Raw genomic sequence first — 22,258 nt, forward strand, 5'->3', positions numbered from 1 at the left:
AGGCCCCTTGCTAGATGTGAACAATTTTGAGTATATGAACATCGGTCTTGCTTCACCGGATAAAATCCGTTCATGGTCTTTTGGTGAAGTGAAAAAGCCTGAAACGATAAACTATCGTACGTTAAAACCTGAAAAGGACGGTCTATTCTGCGAACGCATTTTCGGACCGACTAAGGACTGGGAATGTCATTGCGGGAAGTACAAGCGAGTTCGTTATAAAGGCGTAGTTTGTGACCGCTGCGGAGTCGAAGTAACACGGGCTAAAGTCCGTCGTGAGAGAATGGGGCACATTGAACTGGCTGCCCCAGTTTCCCACATTTGGTATTTCAAAGGTATTCCAAGCCGTATGGGTCTTGTGCTGGATATGTCACCTCGTGCTTTAGAAGAAGTCATTTACTTTGCTTCTTACGTTGTAACTGATCCGGCGAATACACCGCTTGAAAAGAAACAGCTTCTGTCTGAGAAAGAATATCGTGCTTATCTTGATAAATACGGTAATAAATTCCAAGCATCTATGGGTGCTGAAGCAATTCATAAACTTCTTCAAGATATCGATCTTGTCAAAGAAGTTGATATGTTAAAAGAAGAGCTGAAAACTTCACAAGGACAACGCCGTACTCGTGCGATCAAACGTCTTGAAGTTTTAGAAGCCTTCCGTAACTCAGGAAACAAGCCTTCTTGGATGATCCTTGATGTGCTTCCTGTTATTCCTCCGGAGCTTAGACCGATGGTTCAGCTAGATGGCGGACGTTTTGCGACTTCTGATTTGAATGACCTTTATCGTCGTGTCATCAACCGTAACAATCGTTTGAAACGCCTTTTGGACCTTGGTGCGCCTAGCATCATCGTTCAAAACGAAAAGCGTATGCTTCAAGAGGCTGTCGATGCCCTAATTGACAACGGCCGCCGCGGACGCCCTGTAACAGGTCCTGGTAACAGACCGTTAAAATCTCTTTCTCACATGCTGAAAGGGAAGCAAGGCCGTTTCCGTCAAAACCTTCTTGGTAAACGTGTCGATTACTCCGGACGTTCTGTAATCGTTGTTGGTCCTCATTTGAAAATGTACCAATGCGGATTACCGAAGGAAATGGCGCTTGAACTTTTCAAGCCTTTCGTTATGAAAGAACTTGTTGAAAAAGGTCTTGCTCACAACATTAAGAGTGCGAAACGCAAAATTGAGCGCGTACAGCCTGAAGTTTGGGATGTACTAGAATCAGTTATTAAGGAGCATCCGGTACTGCTGAACCGTGCCCCTACACTTCACAGATTAGGTATCCAGGCGTTTGAACCAACGCTTGTTGAAGGACGCGCAATCCGTCTTCACCCGCTCGTATGTACAGCTTACAACGCTGACTTTGACGGTGACCAAATGGCGGTTCACGTACCATTATCTGCTGAAGCACAAGCTGAAGCACGCATCTTGATGCTTGCTGCTCAAAACATCTTGAACCCTAAAGATGGTAAACCGGTTGTAACACCGTCTCAGGATATGGTACTAGGTAACTATTACCTGACACTTGAGCGTGCCGGTGCTGTCGGTGAAGGTATGGTCTTCAAGAATACAGACGAAGCGCTTCTTGCTTATCAAAACGGATATGTTCACCTTCATACGAGAGTAGCTGTTGCAGCTAACTCACTTAAGAATGTGACATTTACCGAAGAACAGCGCTCAAAATTGTTAATTACAACTGTCGGTAAGCTTGTCTTCAATGAAATTCTTCCGGAATCATTCCCTTACATGAATGAACCAACGAAGAGCAACATTGAAGAGAAAACACCTGACCGTTTCTTCTTAGAAAAAGGTGCTGACGTTAAAGCTGTTATCGCACAGCAGCCAATCAATGCGCCGTTTAAAAAAGGCATTCTGGGTAAAATCATCGCGGAAATCTTTAAACGATTCCATATTACGGAAACGTCTAAAATGCTTGACCGCATGAAAAACCTAGGCTTCAAATATTCAACTAAAGCTGGTATTACAGTTGGGGTTTCTGACATCGTCGTACTCGATGATAAACAAGAAATTCTTGAGGAAGCGCAAAGCAAAGTTGACAACGTTATGAAGCAGTTCCGCCGCGGTCTTATCACTGAAGAAGAACGCTATGAGAGAGTCATCTCTATCTGGAGTGCTGCAAAAGACGTTATCCAAGGCAAACTGATGAAATCACTTGATGAACTCAACCCGATCTACATGATGAGTGACTCTGGTGCCCGTGGTAACGCATCTAACTTTACGCAGCTTGCCGGAATGCGCGGCCTGATGGCCAACCCGGCTGGACGTATCATTGAGTTGCCGATCAAATCAAGTTTCCGTGAAGGTCTGACAGTATTGGAGTACTTTATCTCCACACACGGTGCGCGTAAAGGTCTTGCCGATACCGCTCTTAAAACTGCTGACTCAGGTTACCTTACACGCCGTCTCGTTGACGTTGCGCAGGATGTTATCATCCGTGAAACTGATTGCGGAACTGACCGAGGCATTCTTGCTAAGCCTCTTAAAGAAGGAACTGAAACAATTGAGCGCTTAGAAGAACGCTTAATCGGACGTTTTGCAAGAAAACAAGTGAAGCACCCTGAAACAGGTGAAGTGCTTGTGAATGAAAACGAACTGATCGATGAAGATAAAGCACTGGAGATTGTCGAAGCCGGCATTGAAGAAGTGTGGATCCGTTCTGCCTTCACATGTAATACGCCTCATGGTGTATGTAAACGATGCTATGGCCGAAATCTTGCAACTGGCTCCGATGTTGAAGTCGGTGAAGCTGTCGGAATCATTGCTGCCCAATCAATCGGTGAGCCTGGTACACAGTTAACAATGCGTACATTCCATACAGGCGGGGTTGCTGGAGACGACATCACACAGGGTCTTCCGCGTATCCAAGAGCTTTTCGAAGCGCGTAATCCGAAAGGTCAGGCAACAATTACAGAAATCGACGGTACAGTCGTTGAGATCAATGAAGTTCGTGACAAGCAACAGGAAATTGTGGTTCAAGGCGCAGTGGAAACACGTTCTTATACGGCACCTTACAACTCCCGCCTGAAAGTAGCGGAAGGAGATAAAATTACTCGAGGCCAAGTACTGACAGAAGGTTCAATCGATCCGAAAGAACTTCTTAAAGTGACTGACCTGACAACTGTTCAAGAGTATCTTCTCCATGAGGTTCAAAAGGTTTACCGTATGCAGGGTGTTGAAATCGGTGATAAACACGTAGAAGTAATGGTTCGCCAGATGCTTCGCAAAGTACGCGTAATTGATGCCGGTGACACTGATGTGCTTCCAGGTACATTGCTTGATATTCACCAATTTACTGAAGCGAACAAAAAGGTATTGCTTGAAGGCAATCGACCTGCTACAGGCCGTCCTGTCTTACTCGGTATTACAAAAGCATCTCTTGAAACTGATTCATTCTTATCTGCTGCTTCCTTCCAGGAAACAACACGTGTCCTTACAGATGCAGCGATCAAAGGTAAGCGTGACGAGCTTCTCGGCTTGAAAGAGAATGTTATCATCGGTAAGCTTGTTCCAGCTGGTACAGGAATGATGAAATACCGTAAAGTAAAACCAGTATCAAATGTTCAGCCGACTGACGATATGGTCCCGGTTGAATAACTGATTTAATGCTGCTGAAAGACTGCAAAAACAGTCTTTCAGCAGATATATTTATGAAAAAGTCACTCTATGAGAAGAACGAAACTAAAAAATGTCATACCTTGTTGACATTCGTCTCCTAGAATGATAATATAACCAAGGTGCTCGAAATTAACCTGTTACTTTGGAGGATATGTTTATGTCTTATGATAAAGTATCACAGGCCAAATCAATTATTATTGGTACGAAGCAAACAGTGAAAGCTCTAAAGCGAGGTTCAGTAAAGGAAGTAGTCGTTGCAAAAGACGCAGATCCGATACTCACGTCAAGTGTTGTTTCACTTGCTGAAGATCAAGGTATCTCTGTCTCAATGGTTGAATCCATGAAAAAGCTCGGCAAAGCCTGCGGAATTGAGGTAGGAGCAGCCGCTGTTGCCATTATTTTATAACGTACTTTTGTTTTTGCGTAAGATTCCATCTTGTGTAAAGACATTGTTTTTTGCCTTTTGATGAACCACCTGGGTATGTGGGTTATAAAACGTAATGAAGGGAGGAAAAATTCATGCCTACAATTAATCAGCTAATTCGCAAAGGACGCGTGAGTAAAGTAGAAAACTCAAAGTCTCCTGCACTTAACAAAGGATACAACAGCTTTAAAAAAGAGCACACTAACGTATCTTCTCCACAAAAACGCGGGGTATGTACTCGTGTTGGTACAATGACACCGAAAAAACCGAACTCAGCACTTCGTAAATATGCTCGTGTTCGTTTGACTAACGGAATCGAGGTTACTGCTTACATTCCTGGTATCGGTCACAACCTACAAGAGCACAGTGTTGTACTTATCCGCGGCGGACGTGTAAAAGACTTACCAGGGGTACGTTACCACATCGTTCGTGGTGCGCTTGATACTGCTGGAGTTGAAAACCGTGCACAAGGCCGTTCTAAATACGGTACGAAAAAACCTAAAGCAAAATAATATACGAAAATACGCATAATTGATGAAGGGAGGATATTCAGATGCCACGTAAAGGTCCTGTAGCAAAAAGAGATGTTTTACCTGATCCGATTTACAACTCTAAGCTTGTATCTCGTCTAATCAACAAAATGATGATCGATGGTAAAAAAGGTAAGTCTCAAACAATCCTATACAAGTCATTCGATATCATTAAAGAACGTACTGGCAATGATGCAATGGAGGTTTTCGAACAAGCATTGAAAAACATCATGCCTGTACTTGAAGTAAAAGCACGCCGTGTAGGTGGTGCGAACTACCAAGTTCCTGTAGAAGTTCGTCCTGAACGTCGTACGACTCTTGGACTTCGCTGGTTAGTTAACTACGCTCGTCTTCGCGGAGAAAAAACGATGGAAGAGCGTTTAGCTAACGAAATCCTTGACGCAGCTAACAACACTGGTGCTGCTGTTAAGAAACGTGAAGACACTCATAAGATGGCTGAAGCAAACAAAGCATTTGCTCACTATCGCTGGTAGGATTTATAGATTAACAAAACACAATTTCCTAATAAGGAAGGAGAAATTACCCAATGGCAAGAGAGTTCTCCTTAGAAAAAACTCGTAATATCGGTATCATGGCTCACATCGATGCCGGTAAAACGACAACTACAGAACGTATCTTGTTCTATACTGGTCGTATCCACAAAATTGGTGAAACTCATGAAGGAGCTTCACAAATGGACTGGATGGAGCAGGAACAAGAACGTGGTATCACAATCACTTCCGCTGCAACAACTGCACAGTGGAAAGGATATCGCGTAAACATCATCGATACTCCAGGACACGTAGACTTCACAGTTGAAGTTGAACGTTCTCTTCGTGTACTTGATGGTGCTGTTGCTGTACTTGACGCGCAATCAGGCGTTGAGCCTCAAACAGAAACTGTTTGGCGTCAGGCAACAACTTATGGAGTACCGCGTATCGTTTTTGTTAACAAAATGGACAAAATCGGTGCAGACTTCCTTTACTCTGTAGGAACTTTAAGAGACCGTCTTCAAGCAAACGCTCATGCAATTCAATTGCCGATCGGTGCTGAAGATAACTTCGAAGGTATCATCGACCTTGTAGAAAACGTTGCGTATTTCTACGAAGATGACCTCGGAACTCGTTCTGATGCAAAAGAAATCCCTGAAGAGTACAAAGAGCAAGCTGAAGAGCTTCGCAACAGCCTTATTGAAGCTGTATGTGAGCTTGATGAAGAGCTTATGGATAAGTACCTTGAGGGTGAAGAAATTACAATTGACGAGTTAAAAGCAGGAATTCGTAAAGGTACATTAAATGTTGAATTCTACCCTGTTCTTGTTGGTTCTGCTTTCAAAAACAAAGGTGTTCAACTAGTACTTGATGCTGTTCTTGACTACCTTCCTGCACCAACTGACGTTGCTGCAATCAAAGGTACACGTCCTGATACAAATGAAGAGATTGAGCGTCATTCTTCTGACGAAGAGCCATTCTCTGCATTAGCATTTAAAGTTATGACTGACCCTTACGTTGGTAAGTTGACGTTCTTCCGTGTGTACTCTGGAACACTTGATTCTGGTTCATACGTGAAAAACTCTACTAAAGGCAAACGTGAGCGTGTTGGACGTATTCTTCAAATGCACGCTAACAGCCGTGAAGAAATCTCTACTGTATACGCAGGGGATATCGCAGCTGCTGTAGGTCTAAAAGATACAACTACTGGAGATACTCTATGTGATGAGAAGGATCTTGTTATCCTTGAGTCAATGGAATTCCCAGAACCAGTTATCGACGTTGCTATTGAGCCTAAATCAAAAGCTGACCAAGATAAAATGGGTATCGCTTTAGCGAAACTTGCTGAAGAAGATCCTACATTCCGTACTCAAACAAACCCAGAAACTGGCCAAACGATCATCTCTGGTATGGGTGAACTTCACCTTGATATCATTGTTGACCGTATGAAACGCGAATTTAAAGTAGAAGCCAACGTTGGTGCTCCTCAAGTTGCGTACCGTGAAACATTCCGTACCGGTGCAAAAGTTGAAGGTAAATTCGTACGTCAGTCTGGTGGACGCGGTCAGTTCGGACACGTTTGGATCGAATTCGAACCAAACGAAGAAGGCGCTGGCTTTGAATTTGAAAATGCGATTGTCGGTGGGGTCGTTCCTCGTGAATATATCCCAGCTGTTCAAGCAGGTCTGGAAGATGCACTTGAAAATGGTGTACTAGCAGGCTTCCCGCTTATCGACATTAAAGCTAAACTTTTCGACGGTTCTTACCATGATGTTGACTCAAACGAAATGGCATTTAAAGTTGCTGCTTCTATGGCATTGAAAAATGCAGTCAGCAAATGTAACCCAGTTCTTCTTGAACCAATCATGAAAGTAGAAGTGGTTATTCCAGAAGAATACATGGGAGATATCATGGGTGATATCACTTCACGTCGCGGACGCGTAGAAGGTATGGAAGCACGCGGTAACGCTCAAGTTGTTCGCGCTATGGTTCCTCTTGCTGAAATGTTCGGTTACGCTACTGCACTTCGTTCTAATACGCAAGGTCGCGGTACGTTCACTATGCACATGGATCACTACGAAGAAGTGCCGAAGAGCGTCGCAGAAGAAATTATCAAAAAAAATAAAGGCGAATAATTGATTTTGCCTCTTAACTCAAGTATAACTACTATTGTAAGATGAGGAAGTGAAAGCTTTCTTTCACTTCCTATCACTCTATACATTACTAATTAAAAGCTCTTAAGGAGGATTTTAGAATGGCTAAAGAAAAATTCGACCGTTCCAAATCACATGCCAATATTGGTACAATTGGACACGTTGACCATGGTAAAACAACTTTAACTGCTGCTATCACAACAGTACTTCATAAGAAATCTGGTAAAGGTACAGCTATGGCGTACGATCAAATTGATGGTGCTCCAGAAGAACGTGAGCGCGGTATCACAATCTCTACTGCACACGTTGAGTACGAAACTGAAACTCGTCACTATGCACACGTTGACTGCCCAGGACACGCTGACTATGTTAAAAACATGATCACTGGTGCTGCGCAAATGGACGGAGCTATCCTTGTAGTATCTGCTGCTGATGGCCCAATGCCACAAACTCGTGAGCACATCCTTCTTTCTAAAAACGTTGGTGTACCATACATCGTTGTATTCTTAAACAAATGCGACATGGTAGACGACGAAGAGCTTCTTGAACTAGTTGAAATGGAAGTTCGCGATCTTCTTAGCGAATACGACTTCCCTGGTGATGATGTACCAGTAATCAAAGGCTCTGCTCTTAAAGCTCTTGAAGGTGACGCTGAGTACGAAGCGAAAATCTTCGAACTTATGGATGCGGTTGATGAGTACATCCCAACTCCAGAACGCGACACTGAAAAACCATTCATGATGCCAGTTGAGGACGTATTCTCAATCACTGGTCGTGGTACAGTTGCTACTGGCCGTGTAGAACGCGGACAAGTTAAAGTCGGTGACGAAGTTGAAATCATCGGTCTTCAAGATGAGAACAAGAAAACAACTGTTACAGGTGTTGAAATGTTCCGTAAGCTTCTTGATTACGCTGAAGCTGGTGACAACATTGGTGCCCTTCTTCGCGGTGTATCTCGTGAAGAAATCCAACGTGGTCAAGTACTTGCTAAACCAGGTACAATCACTCCACACAGCAAATTCAAAGCTGAAGTTTACGTTCTTTCTAAAGAAGAGGGTGGACGTCATACTCCATTCTTCTCTAACTACCGTCCTCAGTTCTACTTCCGTACAACTGACGTAACTGGTATCATCCATCTTCCAGAAGGCGTAGAAATGGTTATGCCTGGAGATAACACTGAAATGAACGTTGAACTTATTTCTACAATCGCTATCGAAGAAGGAACTCGTTTCTCTATTCGTGAAGGCGGACGTACTGTTGGTTCAGGCGTTGTTTCTACAATCACTGAGTAATAGTATGATTTTAAACGAGACCCCTGCGGGTCTCGTTTTTTGTTTGCTTATCTTTTTCTTGTATAATAGGATCTATCATATTCGAGGGGTTAATATTTATGATTCCTGAAAAGAAATCAATCGCAATCATGAAAGAACTAAGCATTGGAAATACAAAGCAAATGCTGATGATTAATGGAGTTGACGTGAAAAAACCATTGCTGCTTTTTTTACATGGCGGGCCGGGAACGTCGCAAATCGGATATGTTAGACATTATCAAAAAGAGCTGGAACAGTATTTTACAGTAGTTCATTGGGATCAGAGAGGATCGGGGCTTTCTTATTCTAAGCGAATTTCGCATCACTCTATGACAATAAATCTCTTCATTAAAGATACAATCCAAGTCACTCAATGGCTTTTAGCTCATTTTTCAAAATCAAAACTTTACCTAGCCGGTCATTCTTGGGGATCAATAGTGGCGCTTCATGTGCTGCAGCAGCGTCCTGATTTATTTTACACGTATTATGGAATCAGCCAGGTTGTTAACCCGCAAGATGAAGAATCAACTGCTTATCAACATATTCGTGAAATTTCCGAATCAAAAAAAGCCAGCATATTATCTTTCCTCACACGTTTCATTGGTGCTCCGCCTTGGAAGCAGGATATCCAGCACCTTATCTATCGGTTTTGTGTTGAGCTGAGCAGGGGAGGATTCACTCACCGTCATCGTCAATCTCTAGCTGTATTATTTCAAATGCTTACTGGCAATGAGTATGGAGTACGGAACATGCACAGCTTCCTCAATGGATTGCGCTTCAGTAAAAAACATTTAACTGATGAGTTGTACCGGTTTAATGCTTTTACATCAGTTCCTTCTATTAAAGTACCGTGTGTTTTCATTTCAGGGAAACATGACTTAATTGTTCCTGCAGAAATATCGAAACAGTATTATCAAGAACTTGAGGCACCTGAAAAGCGCTGGTTTCAATTTGAGAATTCAGCTCACACCCCGCATATTGAGGAGCCATCATTATTCGCGAACACATTAAGTCGGCATGCACGACACCATTTATGATAGATCCTTGATAAATAAGAAAAACCCCTGTATAATAAAAAAAGTGTGCAAACCATGCATATTTTAAATAAGTCTTGCAACATGCGCCTATTTTCTGTATAATGGTGTATGTTGGTCTTTGACTGCGATGAAGTGAGAGGTTGCTGACACACCCGGCCGCTTTGCCATGGCAAGGTGTTCAGGTTTTTCTCACGGAGAACTGTCTAACGTGATGTAGGCGAAAAGGAGGGAAAATAATGGCAAAACAAAAAATTCGTATTCGTTTGAAAGCATATGATCATAGAATCCTTGATCAATCTGCAGAGAAGATTGTTGAAACGGCAAAACGTTCTGGTGCCAGCGTATCTGGTCCGATTCCGTTGCCAACTGAAAAATCAGTTTACACAATCCTTCGTGCGGTGCACAAATACAAAGATTCTCGTGAGCAATTTGAAATGCGTACACATAAACGTTTAATCGACATTGTGAACCCAACACCACAAACTGTTGATGCTCTTATGCGATTAGACTTACCATCTGGTGTCGATATCGAAATTAAACTTTAATTCTAAAATATAGAATGATCTTAATAGGAGGTGTGACGAATGACCAAAGGAATCTTAGGAAGAAAAATTGGTATGACGCAAGTATTCGCTGAGAATGGTGATCTTATTCCGGTAACTGTTATCGAGGCTGCTCCAAACGTTGTTCTTCAAAAGAAAACAGCTGAAAACGACGGTTACGAAGCAATCCAGCTTGGTTTTGACGACAAGCGTGAAAAGCTTTCTAACAAACCTGAAAAAGGGCACGTTGCAAAAGCGGAAACTGCTCCTAAGCGCTTCGTTAAAGAATTACGCGGAGTGGAAATGGATGCGTATGAAGTTGGTCAGGAAGTCAAGGTTGAAATTTTCTCTGCTGGAGAAATCGTAGATGTAACAGGAGTATCTAAAGGTAAAGGTTTCCAAGGTGCGATCAAGCGCCACGGACAATCTCGCGGACCTATGTCTCACGGTTCACGCTACCACCGTCGTCCTGGTTCAATGGGACCTGTAGATCCTAACCGTGTATTCAAAGGTAAATTATTACCTGGACGTATGGGCGGAGAGCAAATCACTGTTCAAAACCTTGAAATCGTAAAAGTTGATGCAGAACGCAATCTTCTTTTGATCAAAGGTAACGTACCTGGTGCGAAGAAATCTTTAATCACTGTTAAAAGTGCTGTTAAATCTAAATAATTCTCTTAGGAAAGGAGGAAATTGATTATGCCAAAAGTAGCATTATACAACCAAAACGGTTCTACTGCTGGTGACATCGAATTAAACGCTTCTGTATTTGGTATCGAACCAAATGAGAGTGTTGTATTCGACGCTATTCTTATGCAAAGAGCTTCCTTACGTCAAGGAACTCACAAAGTAAAAAATCGTTCTGAAGTACGCGGCGGAGGTCGTAAACCATGGCGTCAAAAAGGTACTGGACGTGCCCGTCAAGGTTCAATCCGTTCACCGCAATGGCGCGGAGGTGGTGTCGTATTCGGCCCAACACCACGCAGCTATTCTTATAAATTACCTAAAAAAGTTCGCCGCTTGGCAATCAAATCAGTATTGTCTTCTAAAGTGATCGACAACAACATCATCGTTCTTGAAGATCTTACTCTTGATACGGCTAAAACAAAAGAAATGGCAGCTATCCTTAAAGGATTATCTGTTGAGAAAAAAGCTTTAATCGTAACTGCGGATGCAAACGAAGCAGTAGCATTATCTGCTCGTAACATTCCTGGAGTTACTGTTGTTGAAGCTAACGGAATCAACGTTTTAGACGTTGTCAACCACGAGAAGCTTCTGATTACAAAAGCAGCGGTTGAAAAAGTAGAGGAGGTGCTTGCATAATGAAAGATCCTCGTGATGTTCTAAAGCGCCCCGTCATTACTGAACGTTCTGCTGATTTAATGACTGAAAAAAAATATACTTTTGAAGTTGATGTAAGAGCTAACAAAACAGAAGTGAAAGACGCGGTTGAAAGCATCTTTGGAGTGAAAGTTGATAAAGTCAACATCATGAACTACAAAGGCAAATCAAAACGTGTCGGACGCTACACTGGTATGACTAGCCGTCGCAGAAAAGCGATCGTAAAACTTACTGCAGACAGCAAAGAAATCGAAATTTTTGAAGCTTAATTATCTGTAAAAAGAAGGAGGGAAATTCAAAATGGCGATTAAAAAGTATAAACCGACCTCTAATGGACGTCGTGGCATGACAACTTCAGATTTTGCTGAAATCACGACTGACAAGCCGGAAAAATCCTTGCTTGCTCCCCTTCACAAAAAAGGCGGACGTAACAACCAAGGTAAATTGACTGTACGTCACCAAGGTGGCGGACATAAACGCCAATACCGTGTTATCGACTTCAAACGCGATAAAGATGGTATACCTGGACGCGTTGCTACAGTTGAATACGATCCAAACCGTTCAGCTAACATCGCTCTAATCAACTATGCAGACGGAGAAAAACGTTACATTCTTGCTCCTAAAGGAATTCAAGTAGGTACTGAAATCATGTCAGGTCCTGAAGCTGACATTAAAGTAGGTAATGCACTTCCACTTATCAACATCCCTGTTGGTACAGTTGTGCATAACATTGAATTAAAACCTGGTAAAGGCGGACAGCTTGTACGTTCGGCTGGTACATCTGCTCAGGTTCTTGGTAAAGAAGGTAAATACGTTCTTGTACGTCTTAACTCTGGTGAAGTTCGCATGATCCTTTCTGCTTGCCGTGCTTCTATCGGTCAAGTAGGTAACGAACAGCACGAACTTATCAACATTGGTAAAGCTGGACGTTCTCGCTGGAAAGGCATCCGTCCTACAGTTCGTGGTTCTGTAATGAACCCTAACGATCACCCACACGGTGGTGGTGAAGGACGTGCGCCAATCGGACGTAAATCACCAATGTCTCCATGGGGCAAACCAACTCTTGGATTCAAGACTCGTAAGAAAAAGAACAAATCCGATAAATTTATCGTACGTCGTCGTAAAAATAAATAACGGGGTTGTCTACGGTTCTTTTCGGACCGTAGTGCAATCACGAAGGGAGGTTCCAAAATGGCTCGCAGCTTAAAAAAAGGACCATTTGTCGATGGACACTTGATGACTAAAATCGAGAAATTAAATGAAACAGACAAGAAACAAGTCGTAAAAACTTGGTCTCGTCGTTCTACTATTTTCCCACAGTTTATTGGTCACACAATCGCAGTCTATGACGGACGTAAACACGTGCCTGTATTCATCTCTGAAGATATGGTAGGGCACAAGTTGGGTGAATTCGCTCCAACTCGTACGTACAAAGGTCATGCTAGTGATGACAAAAAAACAAGACGCTAAGAGAGGAGGCTTTTAAATGCAAGCTAAAGCTGTTGCAAGAACAGTCCGTATTGCTCCTCGTAAAGCACGTCTAGTAATGGACCTGATTCGAGGCAAGCAAGTAGGTGAGGCAGTATCAATCTTGAACCTTACACCAAGAGCTGCTTCTCCAATTATCGAGAAAGTATTAAAATCCGCTATTGCAAATGCTGAGCATAACTATGAAATGGACGCTAACAACCTGGTTATTTCTCAAGCATTCGTTGACGAAGGCCCTACGTTAAAAAGATTTCGCCCACGTGCTATGGGACGTGCGAGCCAAATCAACAAACGTACGAGCCACATTACAATCGTTGTATCAGAAAAGAAGGAGGGATAAGTAGTGGGTCAAAAGGTAAATCCAGTCGGTCTTCGTATCGGAGTCATTCGTGATTGGGAATCTAAGTGGTACGCTGGTAAAGATTACGCTGACTTCCTGCACGAAGATTTAAAAATTCGTGAATACATTAGCAAACGCCTTTCTGACGCTTCTGTTTCTAAAGTAGAAATTGAGCGTGCAGCAAACCGCGTTAACATTACGATCCACACAGCTAAGCCTGGTATGGTTATCGGTAAAGGCGGTTCTGAAGTCGAAGCACTTCGCAAAGCCCTTAACAGCCTTACTGGCAAGCGTGTACACATTAACATTCTTGAAATCAAAAGAGCAGATCTTGATGCACAGCTAGTTGCTGACAACATCGCTCGTCAATTAGAAAACCGTGTTTCTTTCCGCCGTGCGCAGAAACAACAAATCCAACGTACTATGCGTGCTGGAGCACAAGGTGTGAAAACAATGGTTTCTGGTCGTCTTGGCGGTGCAGATATCGCTCGTTCTGAATACTACAGTGAAGGAACTGTTCCATTGCACACATTGCGTGCGGACATTGACTATGCAACATCTGAAGCTGATACTACTTACGGTAAGCTTGGTGTAAAAGTCTGGATCTATCGTGGAGAGGTTCTTCCTACTAAGAAGAAAACTGAGGAAGGAGGAAAATAATATGTTATTACCAAAACGCGTTAAATATCGCAGAGAGCATCGCGGAAAAATGCGTGGCCGTGCGAAAGGCGGTACTGAAGTACATTTCGGAGAATTCGGTATCCAAGCTCTTGAAGCTTCTTGGATTACTAACCGTCAAATCGAAGCTGCACGTATTGCGATGACTCGTTACATGAAACGTGGCGGTAAAGTTTGGATCAAAATTTTCCCTTCTAAACCTTACACTGCTAAACCACTTGAGGTACGTATGGGATCCGGTAAAGGGGCTCCAGAAGGTTGGGTAGCTGTTGTAAAACCGGGCAAAGTTTTATTTGAAATTTCTGGTGTGTCTGAAGAGGTTGCTCGTGAAGCGCTTCGCCTTGCATCTCACAAATTGCCAATTAAAACGAAGTTCGTAAAACGTGAAGAAATTGGTGGTGAATCAAATGAAAGCTAATGAAATTCGTGACCTTACCACTGCTGAAATTGAACAAAAAGTAAAGTCTCTTAAAGAAGAACTTTTCAATCTTCGCTTTCAATTAGCGACAGGACAACTTGAAAATACTGCTCGCATTCGTGAAGTGCGCAAAGCTATCGCGCGCATGAAAACTGTGATTCGTGAAAGAGAAATTGCTGCTAATAAATAATCACTGAGGGGAGGTCGTGAGCATGAGCGAACGTAACCAACGCAAAGTTTACCAAGGCCGTGTTGTTTCTGACAAAATGGATAAAACCATTACTGTTGTTGTTGAGACATACAAAAAACATACACTTTACGGTAAACGCGTAAAATACTCAAAAAAATTCAAAGCACATGATGAAAATAATCAAGCTAAAATCGGTGACATCGTTAAGATTATGGAAACTCGTCCTTTGTCTGCAACTAAGCGTTTCCGTCTAGTTGAAGTTGTCGAAGAAGCTGTTATTATCTAATAAAGTTCGGAATTCTTTTTCCGAAGGGAGGTAACAAATAATGATTCAACAAGAGACTCGTTTAAAAGTAGCTGACAACTCTGGCGCACGTGAAGTACTTACTATTAAAGTTCTTGGTGGTTCTGGACGTAAAACAGCTAACATTGGTGATGTAATTGTTTGCACGGTTAAACAAGCAACACCAGGAGGCGTTGTCAAAAAAGGTGAAGTCGTAAAAGCTGTTATCGTTCGCACTAAAAGCGGAGCGCGCAGAAGTGACGGTTCATACATCAGCTTCGATGAGAATGCATGTGTTATCATCCGTGACGACAAGAGCCCACGCGGAACTCGTATCTTCGGACCAGTTGCTCGTGAATTGCGTGAAAACAACTTTATGAAAATTGTTTCTCTAGCTCCAGAAGTTATCTAATGAAATAAATGCCTTACTCAAGGAGGTGCGATCAGGATGCATGTAAAAAAAGGCGATAAAGTTATGGTTATCTCTGGTAAAGATAAAGGCAAACAAGGAACAATCCTTGCTGCTTTCCCTAAAAAGGACCGCGTTTTAGTTGAAGGTGTTAACATGGTAAAGAAACACTCTAAACCAACTCAAGCTAACCCTCAAGGCGGTATTTCTAATCAAGAGGCGCCAATTCATGTATCAAACGTTATGCCGCTCGATCCTAAAACAGGTGAAGTGACTCGCGTAGGATACAAAGTGGAAGATGGCAAAAAAGTTCGTGTAGCAAAAAAATCTGGGCAAGTTCTAGATAAATAGTATTAAAAGGAAGGGAGGTCTATCTCATGAACCGCCTTAAAGAAAAGTACAATAAAGAAATTGCACCTGCTTTAATGACTAAGTTCAACTACGATTCAGTCATGCAAGTGCCTAAAATCGAAAAAATCGTAATCAACATGGGTGTTGGTGACGCTGTTCAAAACGCCAAAGCAATCGACAGTGCTGTTGAAGAATTAACGTTTATCGCAGGTCAAAAACCTGTCGTTACTCGTGCGAAGAAATCAATTGCTGGATTCCGTCTTCGTGAGGGAATGCCTATCGGTGCGAAAGTAACTCTTCGCGGAGAGCGCATGTATGATTTCCTTGATAAACTTATTTCTGTATCTTTACCGCGTGTACGTGACTTCCGCGGGGTTTCTAAAAAATCTTTCGACGGTCGCGGTAACTACACACTTGGTATCAAAGAACAGTTAATCTTCCCTGAAATTGACTACGATAAAGTAACAAAGGTTCGCGGAATGGACATCGTTATCGTAACAACAGCTAATACTGACGAAGAAGCTCGTGAGCTATTAACTCAAGTAGGTATGCCGTTCCAGAAATAATCAATGAAAGGGAGGCGAAATCGTGGCTAAAAAGTCTATGATTGCGAAACAACAACGTACACCAAAGTTTAAAGTACAAGAGTACACACGCTGTGAACGCTGCGGACGTCCGCATTCAGTCATTCGTAAATTTAAACTTTGCCGTATTTGTTTCCGTGAGCTTGCATATAAAGGACAAATTCCTGGCGTGAAAAAAGCCAGCTGGTAATCCCCAAGAAAGGGAAGGAGGTAATTATATAATGGTTATGACAGATCCAATTGCAGATATGCTAACTCGTATTCGCAATGCAAACATGGTACGTCATGAGAAGCTTGAAATTCCTGCTTCTAAATTGAAAAGAGAAATTGCTGAAATTTTAAAGCGTGAAGGTTTCATTCGTGACGTTGAGTTCGTAGAAGACAGCAAACAAGGTATCATCCGCGTTTTCTTGAAATACGGACAAAACAACGAGCGCGTTATCACTGGTCTTAAAAGAATCAGCAAGCCTGGTTTGCGTGTTTATGCTAAATCTAATGAAGTACCTCGCGTACTTAACGGTCTTGGAATCGCGATTATTTCTACATCACAAGGTGTTTTAACGGACAAAGAAGCCCGTGCAAAACAAGCTGGTGGAGAAGTTCTAGCATACGTTTGGTAAGAAGTTTAACATGAATGGAGGTGTTTGGTATGTCTCGTGTAGGTAAGAAGCTACTTGAGATTCCTTCTGATGTTACAGTAACGTTAAATGATAACAACACTGTAGCTGTGAAAGGACCAAAAGGAGAATTAACTCGTACGTTTCACCCTGATATGGAGATTAAAGTAGAGGACAATGTGCTTACAGTTGCTCGTCCTTCTGATCAAAAAGAGCACCGTGCCCTGCATGGTACGACTCGCAGTCTGCTTGGCAACATGGTTGAAGGTGTATCTAAAGGATTTGAAAGAGGTTTGGAATTAGTCGGTGTCGGTTACCGTGCTTCTAAATCCGGAAATAAACTTGTTTTAAACGTTGGATACTCTCATCCTGTTGAGATCGTTCCTGAAGAAGGCATCGAAATCGAAGTTCCTTCTCAAACAAAAGTAGTTGTAAAAGGTACAGACAAAGAACGCGTAGGAGCTATTGCTGCTAACATCCGCGCTGTACGTTCTCCAGAGCCTTACAAAGGTAAAGGAATCCGCTACGAAGGTGAAGTTGTTCGCCGTAAAGAAGGTAAATCTGCTAAGTAAGATCGCTTAAAGTGAAGAAAGGAGTGACCTAGATGATTACGAAAACTAGCAAAAATGCTGCTCGTCTTAAAAGACACGCTCGTGTTCGCGCTAAACTTTCCGGTACTGCTGAAAGACCGCGCCTGAACGTTTTCCGTTCTAACAAGCACATTTACGCTCAAATCATCGATGATGTAAATGGTGTAACACTTGCTAGTGCATCTACTCTCGATAAAGACTTGAACGTTGAAAGCACTGGAGATACTTCTGCTGCTACTAAAGTTGGAGAATTAGTTGCAAAACGCGCTGCTGAAAAAGGCATTTCTGACGTAGTATTTGACCGTGGCGGATACTTATACCATGGACGTGTAAAAGCTTTGGCTGATGCCGCTCGTGAAGCTGGACTTAAATTTTAATAAAAGAAGGAGGGACACATGATTATGCGTCGTATTGACCCAAGCAAATTAGAGTTAGAAGAACGCTTAGTTACGGTTAACCGCGTAGCGAAAGTTGTTAAAGGTGGTCGTCGTTTCCGCTTCGCAGCTCTAGTCGTTGTCGGTGACAAAAACGGACACGTAGGATTCGGTACTGGTAAAGCACAAGAAGTACCAGAAGCGATCCGCAAAGCTGTTGAAGATGCGAAAAAGAATTTGATTGAAGTACCAATGGTTGGAACTACAATTCCACACGAAATCATCGGACGTTTCGGTGCAGGTAACATCTTGTTAAAACCTGCTTCTGAAGGTACTGGAGTTATCGCTGGAGGCCCTGTACGTGCGGTACTTGAGCTAGCTGGTGTAGCTGATATCCTTTCTAAGTCTTTAGGTTCTAACACACCGATCAACATGATTCGTGCAACACTTCAAGGTTTAAGTGAACTTAAACGTGCTGAAGACGTTGCGAAGCTTCGTGGAAAATCTGTAGAAGAACTGTTAGGATAAGGAGGGAACATTAATGGCTAAATTAGAAATTACCCTCAAACGAAGTGTAATCGGTCGCCCGGAAGACCAACGCGTTACTGTAAGAACACTTGGTTTAAAGAAAACAAACCAAACTGTTGTTCATGAAGACAACGCTGCGATCCGTGGTATGATTAATAAAGTATCTCATTTAGTTTCTGTTAAAGAACAATAAAAATATTTGATCGGATAAGGAGGTGTCCTAATGAAACTTCATGAATTAAAACCTTCAGAAGGTTCACGCAAAACGCGTAATCGCGTAGGTCGTGGTATTGGTTCTGGCAACGGTAAAACAGCTGGTAAAGGTCACAAAGGTCAAAACGCTCGTTCTGGCGGCGGTGTACGCCCTGGATTCGAGGGGGGACAAATGCCTTTATTCCAACGTCTTCCTAAACGCGGTTTCACTAACATCAACCGCAAGGAATACGCTGTAGTCAACCTAGACAAATTGAACGGTTTTGCAGAAGGAACGGAAGTCACTCCTGAACTTCTTCTAGAGACTGGTGTTATTAGCAAACTTAATGCAGGAGTAAAGATTCTTGGCAACGGTAAATTAGAGAAAAAATTAACTGTAAAAGCCAATAAATTCTCTGCTTCTGCGAAAGAAGCTGTTGAAGCTGCTGGCGGTACAGCTGAGGTGATCTAACTTGTTTAAAACAATCTCCAACTTTATGCGTGTGAGTGATATCAGGAATAAAATCATATTCACTTTACTCATGCTTATCGTCTTTCGCATAGGTGCGTTTATTCCTGTGCCTTACGTTAACGCTGAAGCGTTACAGACGCAGTCTCAAATGGGTGTTTTTGATCTCCTTAATACATTTGGCGGCGGTGCGCTTTACCAATTTTCCATTTTCGCAATGGGAATTACTCCTTATATCACGGCTTCGATCATCATTCAGCTGCTTCAGATGGATGTTGTACCGAAGTTTACCGAGTGGTCTAAGCAAGGTGAAGTTGGCCGCCGTAAATTAGCTCAGTTCACAAGGTACTTTACGATTGTGCTTGGTTTCATCCAAGCATTAGGTATGTCATATGGATTTAACAATCTGGCAAACGGTATGCTGATCGAAAAATCCGGTGTATCGACATATATTATCATTGCTTTAGTACTCACTGGCGGAACTGCCTTTTTAATGTGGCTTGGGGAACAAATTACTTCTCATGGAGTAGGCAACGGAATATCGATCATTATCTTCGCGGGGATTGTGTCTAGTATTCCAAAAACAATTGGGCAAATATATGAGACTCAATTTGTCGGTAGCAACGATCAGTTGTTTATTCATATTGTGAAAATCGCACTTCTTGTGATTGCGATTTTAGCAGTTATTGTTGGAGTTATTTTCATTCAGCAAGCCGTACGGAAAATTGCGATTCAATATGCTAAAGGCACAGGTCGTTCACCTGCTGGCGGAGGTCAGTCTACACACCTTCCATTGAAAGTGAATCCTGCAGGGGTTATTCCGGTAATCTTTGCGGTTGCGTTTTTGATAACGCCGCGGACGATCGCGTCATTCTTTGGAACAAACGATGTGACAAAGTGGATTCAAAACAACTTTGATAATACGCATCCGGTGGGTATGGCGATATATGTTGCGTTGATTATTGCCTTTACGTACTTTTATGCTTTTGTACAGGTAAACCCTGAACAAATGGCTGATAACCTTAAAAAACAGGGTGGCTATATCCCGGGGGTTCGTCCAGGGAAAATGACTCAAGATAGAATTACGAGCATTTTGTATCGACTTACGTTTGTGGGTTCTATATTCTTAGCCGTGATTTCCATTCTTCCTATCTTTTTCATTCAATTCGCTGGATTGCCTCAAAGTGCACAAATTGGCGGAACATCTTTGTTAATTGTTGTCGGGGTAGCCTTGGAGACAATGAAACAACTAGAAAGCCAGTTGGTGAAACGAAACTACCGTGGATTTATGAAAAACTAGAGGAAATGGATTTATCCATTCCCTCTTAATAAAGAGAGGACGGGGGGAAATCCGAATGAACTTAGTCTTAATGGGGCTTCCTGGTGCCGGTAAAGGCACACAGGGCGAACGAATTGTTGAGGATTATGGGATTCCTCATATCTCAACAGGAGATATGTTCCGTGCTGCTATGAAAGAAGAAACACCACTCGGACTCGAAGCAAAATCTTATATTGATAAGGGAGAGCTCGTACCTGACGAAGTCACAATCGGAATTGTAAAAGAGAGACTTGGCAAAGATGATTGTGAAAGAGGTTTTCTTCTGGACGGATTTCCGCGAACAGTCGCTCAAGCCGAAGCTCTTGAAGAAATTCTTGAGGAATACGGCAAGCCGATTGATTATGTCATTAACATTGAAGTCGACAAAGACGCTCTTATGGAACGTCTGACTGGACGCAGAATTTGCAGTGTTTGCGGCACAACCTATCATTTAGTCTTTAATCCGCCGAAAACGCCGGGTATTTGTGATAAAGACGGAGGCGAACTCTATCAACGGGCAGATGATAATGAGGAAACAGTCTCTAAACGGCTTGAGGTAAACATGAAGCAAACTCAGCCTTTACTCGATTTCTATTCAGAGAAAGGTTATCTTGCAAACGTGAATGGCCAGCAGGACATTCAAGACGTTTATGCAGATGTGAAGGATCTTCTTGGAGGATTAAAAAAATGATTATCTGTAAAACCCCACGTGAACTTGGTATCATGCGGGAAGCAGGGCGAATCGTGGCTTTAACTCATGAAGAGTTAAAAAAGCACATTAAACCAGGAATCTCGACAAAAGAATTGGATCAAATTGCCGAACGTTTTATTAAGAAGCAGGGTGCAATCCCATCTTTTAAGGGGTATAATGGGTTTCGCGGGAGCATTTGCGTATCAGTTAATGAAGAACTCGTTCACGGCATACCTGGCAGCAGGGTGCTGAAGGACGGTGACATCATCAGTATTGATATCGGTGCTAAATTAAATGGTTATCATGGTGACTCTGCATGGACATATCCGGTAGGAAACATCAGCGATGATGACAAAAAACTTCTGGAAGTGACAGAGGAGTCTTTATATAAAGGCTTGCAGGAAGCAAAACCAGGTGAACGTTTGTCGAATATTTCCCACGCAATACAAACGTATGTCGAAAATGAGCAGTTTTCAGTTGTTAGGGAGTATGTCGGACATGGTGTTGGTCAAGACTTGCATGAGGACCCGCAAATTCCTCATTACGGTCCGCCCAACAAAGGACCACGGCTTAAACCTGGCATGGTTCTCGCTATTGAACCTATGGTGAACGCTGGCAGCCGCTACGTGAAAACATTGGCTGATAACTGGACGGTTGTAACGGTAGATGGGAAAAAGTGTGCTCATTTTGAACATACGATTGCGATTACGGAAACGGGTTTTGATATACTGACGAGAGTCTAGATGATGAAAATAATTCCGAAGACAGATGTTTTTCAAGCTTGATAGGGCAGAAAGCTTGGGTGAACATTGGCAAGACCGAATTCATCTTGCTGCTTGTCGTTGGAATTTTAACCATCATCAATGTACTAACAGCAGACGGAGAAAAGCGTACATTTCATTCTCCTAAGAAAAAGAATATCAATCATTTAACCCTTTATGATTGCGTATCTCCGGAAGTTCAGAACAGTATAAACGAAACAGGGCGTGTGACAAACTTCTTTTGAAATTTGTCAGAAAGCAAGTTACTGATTTGAAGAAGGGAGAACACTTGAATGGCGAAAGACGATGTAATTGAAGTGGAAGGTACTATAGTCGAAACACTGCCAAACGCGATGTTCAAAGTTGAACTTGAAAATGGCCACACTGTTTTGGCTCATGTATCTGGTAAAATCCGCATGCACTTCATTCGCATTTTACCTGGAGACAAAGTTACGGTAGAATTATCTCCATATGACTTAACTCGTGGCAGGATTACGTACCGTTACAAATAAAGCACTCCG

The 22,258-nt window shown here is 42.5% G+C and carries 32 protein-coding genes and 1 pseudogene; all 33 read left to right on the forward strand.

What is annotated here, in order from left to right; all coding sequences use genetic code 11:
- The first annotated feature begins 7 nt into the window (after positions 1 to 7).
- The 33 genes and pseudogenes from rpoC to infA all read left to right on the forward strand — a co-directional run bounded on the left by rpoC (position 8) and on the right by infA (position 22,249).
- Positions 8 to 3,607 (forward strand): DNA-directed RNA polymerase subunit beta', encoded by a 3,600-nt coding sequence (gene rpoC, locus NX903_RS00130; protein WP_004399688.1) that lies wholly within the window; start codon positions 8 to 10, stop codon positions 3,605 to 3,607.
- A gap of 178 nt (positions 3,608 to 3,785) precedes the next feature.
- Positions 3,786 to 4,034, forward strand: a complete 249-nt coding sequence (locus tag NX903_RS00135) for a 50S ribosomal protein L7ae-like protein (protein WP_003225778.1) — start codon at positions 3,786 to 3,788, stop codon at positions 4,032 to 4,034.
- Positions 4,035 to 4,147: 113 nt separating this feature from the next.
- On the forward strand, positions 4,148 to 4,564 hold the full coding sequence (rpsL, locus tag NX903_RS00140; protein WP_003225781.1) for a 30S ribosomal protein S12: 417 nt from the start codon (positions 4,148 to 4,150) through the stop codon (positions 4,562 to 4,564).
- 41 nt (positions 4,565 to 4,605) lie between these two features.
- Positions 4,606 to 5,076 (forward strand): 30S ribosomal protein S7, encoded by a 471-nt coding sequence (gene rpsG / locus NX903_RS00145; RefSeq protein ID WP_003225784.1) that lies wholly within the window; start codon positions 4,606 to 4,608, stop codon positions 5,074 to 5,076.
- A gap of 53 nt (positions 5,077 to 5,129) precedes the next feature.
- Complete coding sequence (gene fusA / locus NX903_RS00150; RefSeq protein ID WP_003235056.1) at positions 5,130 to 7,208, forward strand: elongation factor G; 2,079 nt, start codon at positions 5,130 to 5,132, stop codon at positions 7,206 to 7,208.
- 119 nt (positions 7,209 to 7,327) lie between these two features.
- Positions 7,328 to 8,518 carry an elongation factor Tu gene (tuf, locus tag NX903_RS00155; protein ID WP_017695827.1) on the forward strand — a complete coding sequence of 397 codons (1,191 nt, stop codon included), beginning with the start codon at positions 7,328 to 7,330 and terminating at the stop codon, positions 8,516 to 8,518.
- A gap of 98 nt (positions 8,519 to 8,616) precedes the next feature.
- Entirely contained in the window at positions 8,617 to 9,573 is a 957-nt protein-coding gene (locus NX903_RS00160) for an alpha/beta fold hydrolase (RefSeq protein WP_086343361.1), read from the forward strand.
- A gap of 236 nt (positions 9,574 to 9,809) precedes the next feature.
- Positions 9,810 to 10,118 carry a 30S ribosomal protein S10 gene (gene rpsJ, locus NX903_RS00165; RefSeq protein WP_003156464.1) on the forward strand — a complete coding sequence of 103 codons (309 nt, stop codon included), beginning with the start codon at positions 9,810 to 9,812 and terminating at the stop codon, positions 10,116 to 10,118.
- A 39-nt stretch (positions 10,119 to 10,157) separates the two neighbouring features.
- Complete coding sequence (gene rplC / locus NX903_RS00170) at positions 10,158 to 10,787, forward strand: 50S ribosomal protein L3 (protein ID WP_004399671.1); 630 nt, start codon at positions 10,158 to 10,160, stop codon at positions 10,785 to 10,787.
- A gap of 27 nt (positions 10,788 to 10,814) precedes the next feature.
- Positions 10,815 to 11,438: a 50S ribosomal protein L4 gene (gene rplD, locus NX903_RS00175; RefSeq protein ID WP_004399658.1), complete on the forward strand. Its 624-nt coding sequence runs from the start codon at positions 10,815 to 10,817 to the stop codon at positions 11,436 to 11,438.
- Positions 11,438 to 11,725, forward strand: coding sequence for a 50S ribosomal protein L23 (rplW, locus tag NX903_RS00180; RefSeq protein WP_003156467.1), 288 nt, complete (start codon positions 11,438 to 11,440; stop codon positions 11,723 to 11,725). The genes rplD and rplW overlap by 1 nt, the downstream gene beginning before the upstream one ends.
- A 31-nt stretch (positions 11,726 to 11,756) precedes the next feature.
- Complete coding sequence (gene rplB, locus NX903_RS00185) at positions 11,757 to 12,590, forward strand: 50S ribosomal protein L2 (RefSeq protein ID WP_003225795.1); 834 nt, start codon at positions 11,757 to 11,759, stop codon at positions 12,588 to 12,590.
- A gap of 57 nt (positions 12,591 to 12,647) precedes the next feature.
- On the forward strand, positions 12,648 to 12,926 hold the full coding sequence (rpsS, locus tag NX903_RS00190; protein WP_003156472.1) for a 30S ribosomal protein S19: 279 nt from the start codon (positions 12,648 to 12,650) through the stop codon (positions 12,924 to 12,926).
- Positions 12,927 to 12,942: 16 nt separating this feature from the next.
- A complete protein-coding gene (gene rplV / locus NX903_RS00195) occupies positions 12,943 to 13,284 on the forward strand; it encodes a 50S ribosomal protein L22 (protein WP_003156475.1) in 342 nt (113 codons plus the stop codon).
- Between the two features lie 3 nt (positions 13,285 to 13,287).
- Positions 13,288 to 13,944, forward strand: coding sequence for a 30S ribosomal protein S3 (gene rpsC, locus NX903_RS00200; protein WP_003242001.1), 657 nt, complete (start codon positions 13,288 to 13,290; stop codon positions 13,942 to 13,944).
- A gap of 1 nt (position 13,945) precedes the next feature.
- On the forward strand, positions 13,946 to 14,380 hold the full coding sequence (gene rplP / locus NX903_RS00205) for a 50S ribosomal protein L16 (RefSeq protein WP_003225801.1): 435 nt from the start codon (positions 13,946 to 13,948) through the stop codon (positions 14,378 to 14,380).
- Entirely contained in the window at positions 14,370 to 14,570 is a 201-nt protein-coding gene (gene rpmC, locus NX903_RS00210; RefSeq protein ID WP_003156482.1) for a 50S ribosomal protein L29, read from the forward strand. The genes rplP and rpmC overlap by 11 nt, the downstream gene beginning before the upstream one ends.
- Positions 14,571 to 14,592: 22 nt before the next feature.
- The gene (rpsQ, locus tag NX903_RS00215; protein ID WP_003225804.1) at positions 14,593 to 14,856 is read left to right on the forward strand and encodes a 30S ribosomal protein S17; all 264 of its coding nucleotides are present in this window, start codon (positions 14,593 to 14,595) and stop codon (positions 14,854 to 14,856) included.
- 40 nt (positions 14,857 to 14,896) lie between these two features.
- The gene (gene rplN / locus NX903_RS00220; protein ID WP_003225805.1) at positions 14,897 to 15,265 is read left to right on the forward strand and encodes a 50S ribosomal protein L14; all 369 of its coding nucleotides are present in this window, start codon (positions 14,897 to 14,899) and stop codon (positions 15,263 to 15,265) included.
- A 36-nt stretch (positions 15,266 to 15,301) separates the two neighbouring features.
- Positions 15,302 to 15,613 carry a 50S ribosomal protein L24 gene (gene rplX / locus NX903_RS00225; RefSeq protein WP_003156486.1) on the forward strand — a complete coding sequence of 104 codons (312 nt, stop codon included), beginning with the start codon at positions 15,302 to 15,304 and terminating at the stop codon, positions 15,611 to 15,613.
- Positions 15,614 to 15,639: 26 nt separating this feature from the next.
- Complete coding sequence (gene rplE / locus NX903_RS00230; RefSeq protein ID WP_003225809.1) at positions 15,640 to 16,179, forward strand: 50S ribosomal protein L5; 540 nt, start codon at positions 15,640 to 15,642, stop codon at positions 16,177 to 16,179.
- A 22-nt stretch (positions 16,180 to 16,201) separates the two neighbouring features.
- Positions 16,202 to 16,387, forward strand: a complete 186-nt coding sequence (gene rpsN, locus NX903_RS00235; protein WP_003156488.1) for a 30S ribosomal protein S14 — start codon at positions 16,202 to 16,204, stop codon at positions 16,385 to 16,387.
- Between the two features lie 31 nt (positions 16,388 to 16,418).
- Complete coding sequence (rpsH, locus tag NX903_RS00240) at positions 16,419 to 16,817, forward strand: 30S ribosomal protein S8 (protein ID WP_003241998.1); 399 nt, start codon at positions 16,419 to 16,421, stop codon at positions 16,815 to 16,817.
- A 29-nt stretch (positions 16,818 to 16,846) separates the two neighbouring features.
- Complete coding sequence (rplF, locus tag NX903_RS00245) at positions 16,847 to 17,386, forward strand: 50S ribosomal protein L6 (protein ID WP_004399690.1); 540 nt, start codon at positions 16,847 to 16,849, stop codon at positions 17,384 to 17,386.
- Between the two features lie 32 nt (positions 17,387 to 17,418).
- Positions 17,419 to 17,781 (forward strand): 50S ribosomal protein L18, encoded by a 363-nt coding sequence (gene rplR, locus NX903_RS00250; protein WP_003225816.1) that lies wholly within the window; start codon positions 17,419 to 17,421, stop codon positions 17,779 to 17,781.
- A 24-nt stretch (positions 17,782 to 17,805) separates the two neighbouring features.
- Positions 17,806 to 18,306, forward strand: coding sequence for a 30S ribosomal protein S5 (gene rpsE / locus NX903_RS00255; protein ID WP_003328273.1), 501 nt, complete (start codon positions 17,806 to 17,808; stop codon positions 18,304 to 18,306).
- Positions 18,307 to 18,319: 13 nt separating this feature from the next.
- The gene (gene rpmD, locus NX903_RS00260) at positions 18,320 to 18,499 is read left to right on the forward strand and encodes a 50S ribosomal protein L30 (RefSeq protein WP_003156497.1); all 180 of its coding nucleotides are present in this window, start codon (positions 18,320 to 18,322) and stop codon (positions 18,497 to 18,499) included.
- Positions 18,500 to 18,529: 30 nt separating this feature from the next.
- Positions 18,530 to 18,970, forward strand: a complete 441-nt coding sequence (rplO, locus tag NX903_RS00265; RefSeq protein WP_003225819.1) for a 50S ribosomal protein L15 — start codon at positions 18,530 to 18,532, stop codon at positions 18,968 to 18,970.
- Between the two features lies 1 nt (position 18,971).
- A complete protein-coding gene (secY, locus tag NX903_RS00270; RefSeq protein WP_144486940.1) occupies positions 18,972 to 20,267 on the forward strand; it encodes a preprotein translocase subunit SecY in 1,296 nt (431 codons plus the stop codon).
- 55 nt (positions 20,268 to 20,322) lie between these two features.
- Positions 20,323 to 20,976, forward strand: coding sequence for an adenylate kinase (locus NX903_RS00275; protein WP_003241987.1), 654 nt, complete (start codon positions 20,323 to 20,325; stop codon positions 20,974 to 20,976).
- The gene (map, locus tag NX903_RS00280) at positions 20,973 to 21,719 is read left to right on the forward strand and encodes a type I methionyl aminopeptidase (protein ID WP_003225828.1); all 747 of its coding nucleotides are present in this window, start codon (positions 20,973 to 20,975) and stop codon (positions 21,717 to 21,719) included. Before NX903_RS00275 ends, map begins: the two co-directional genes overlap by 4 nt.
- A gap of 65 nt (positions 21,720 to 21,784) precedes the next feature.
- Positions 21,785 to 22,053 (forward strand): annotated as a pseudogene (locus NX903_RS00285) (ribosome-binding protein ybzG).
- Complete coding sequence (gene infA / locus NX903_RS00290) at positions 22,031 to 22,249, forward strand: translation initiation factor IF-1 (RefSeq protein ID WP_003156508.1); 219 nt, start codon at positions 22,031 to 22,033, stop codon at positions 22,247 to 22,249. The pseudogene NX903_RS00285 and the gene infA overlap by 23 nt, the downstream one beginning before the upstream one ends.
- The last annotated feature ends 9 nt before the right edge of the window (positions 22,250 to 22,258 follow it).

Origin of the sequence: Bacillus sp. FSL R5-0576 (assembly GCF_038004765.1) — a bacterium.
Classification (GTDB): Bacteria; Bacillota; Bacilli; order Bacillales; family Bacillaceae; genus Bacillus; species Bacillus subtilis.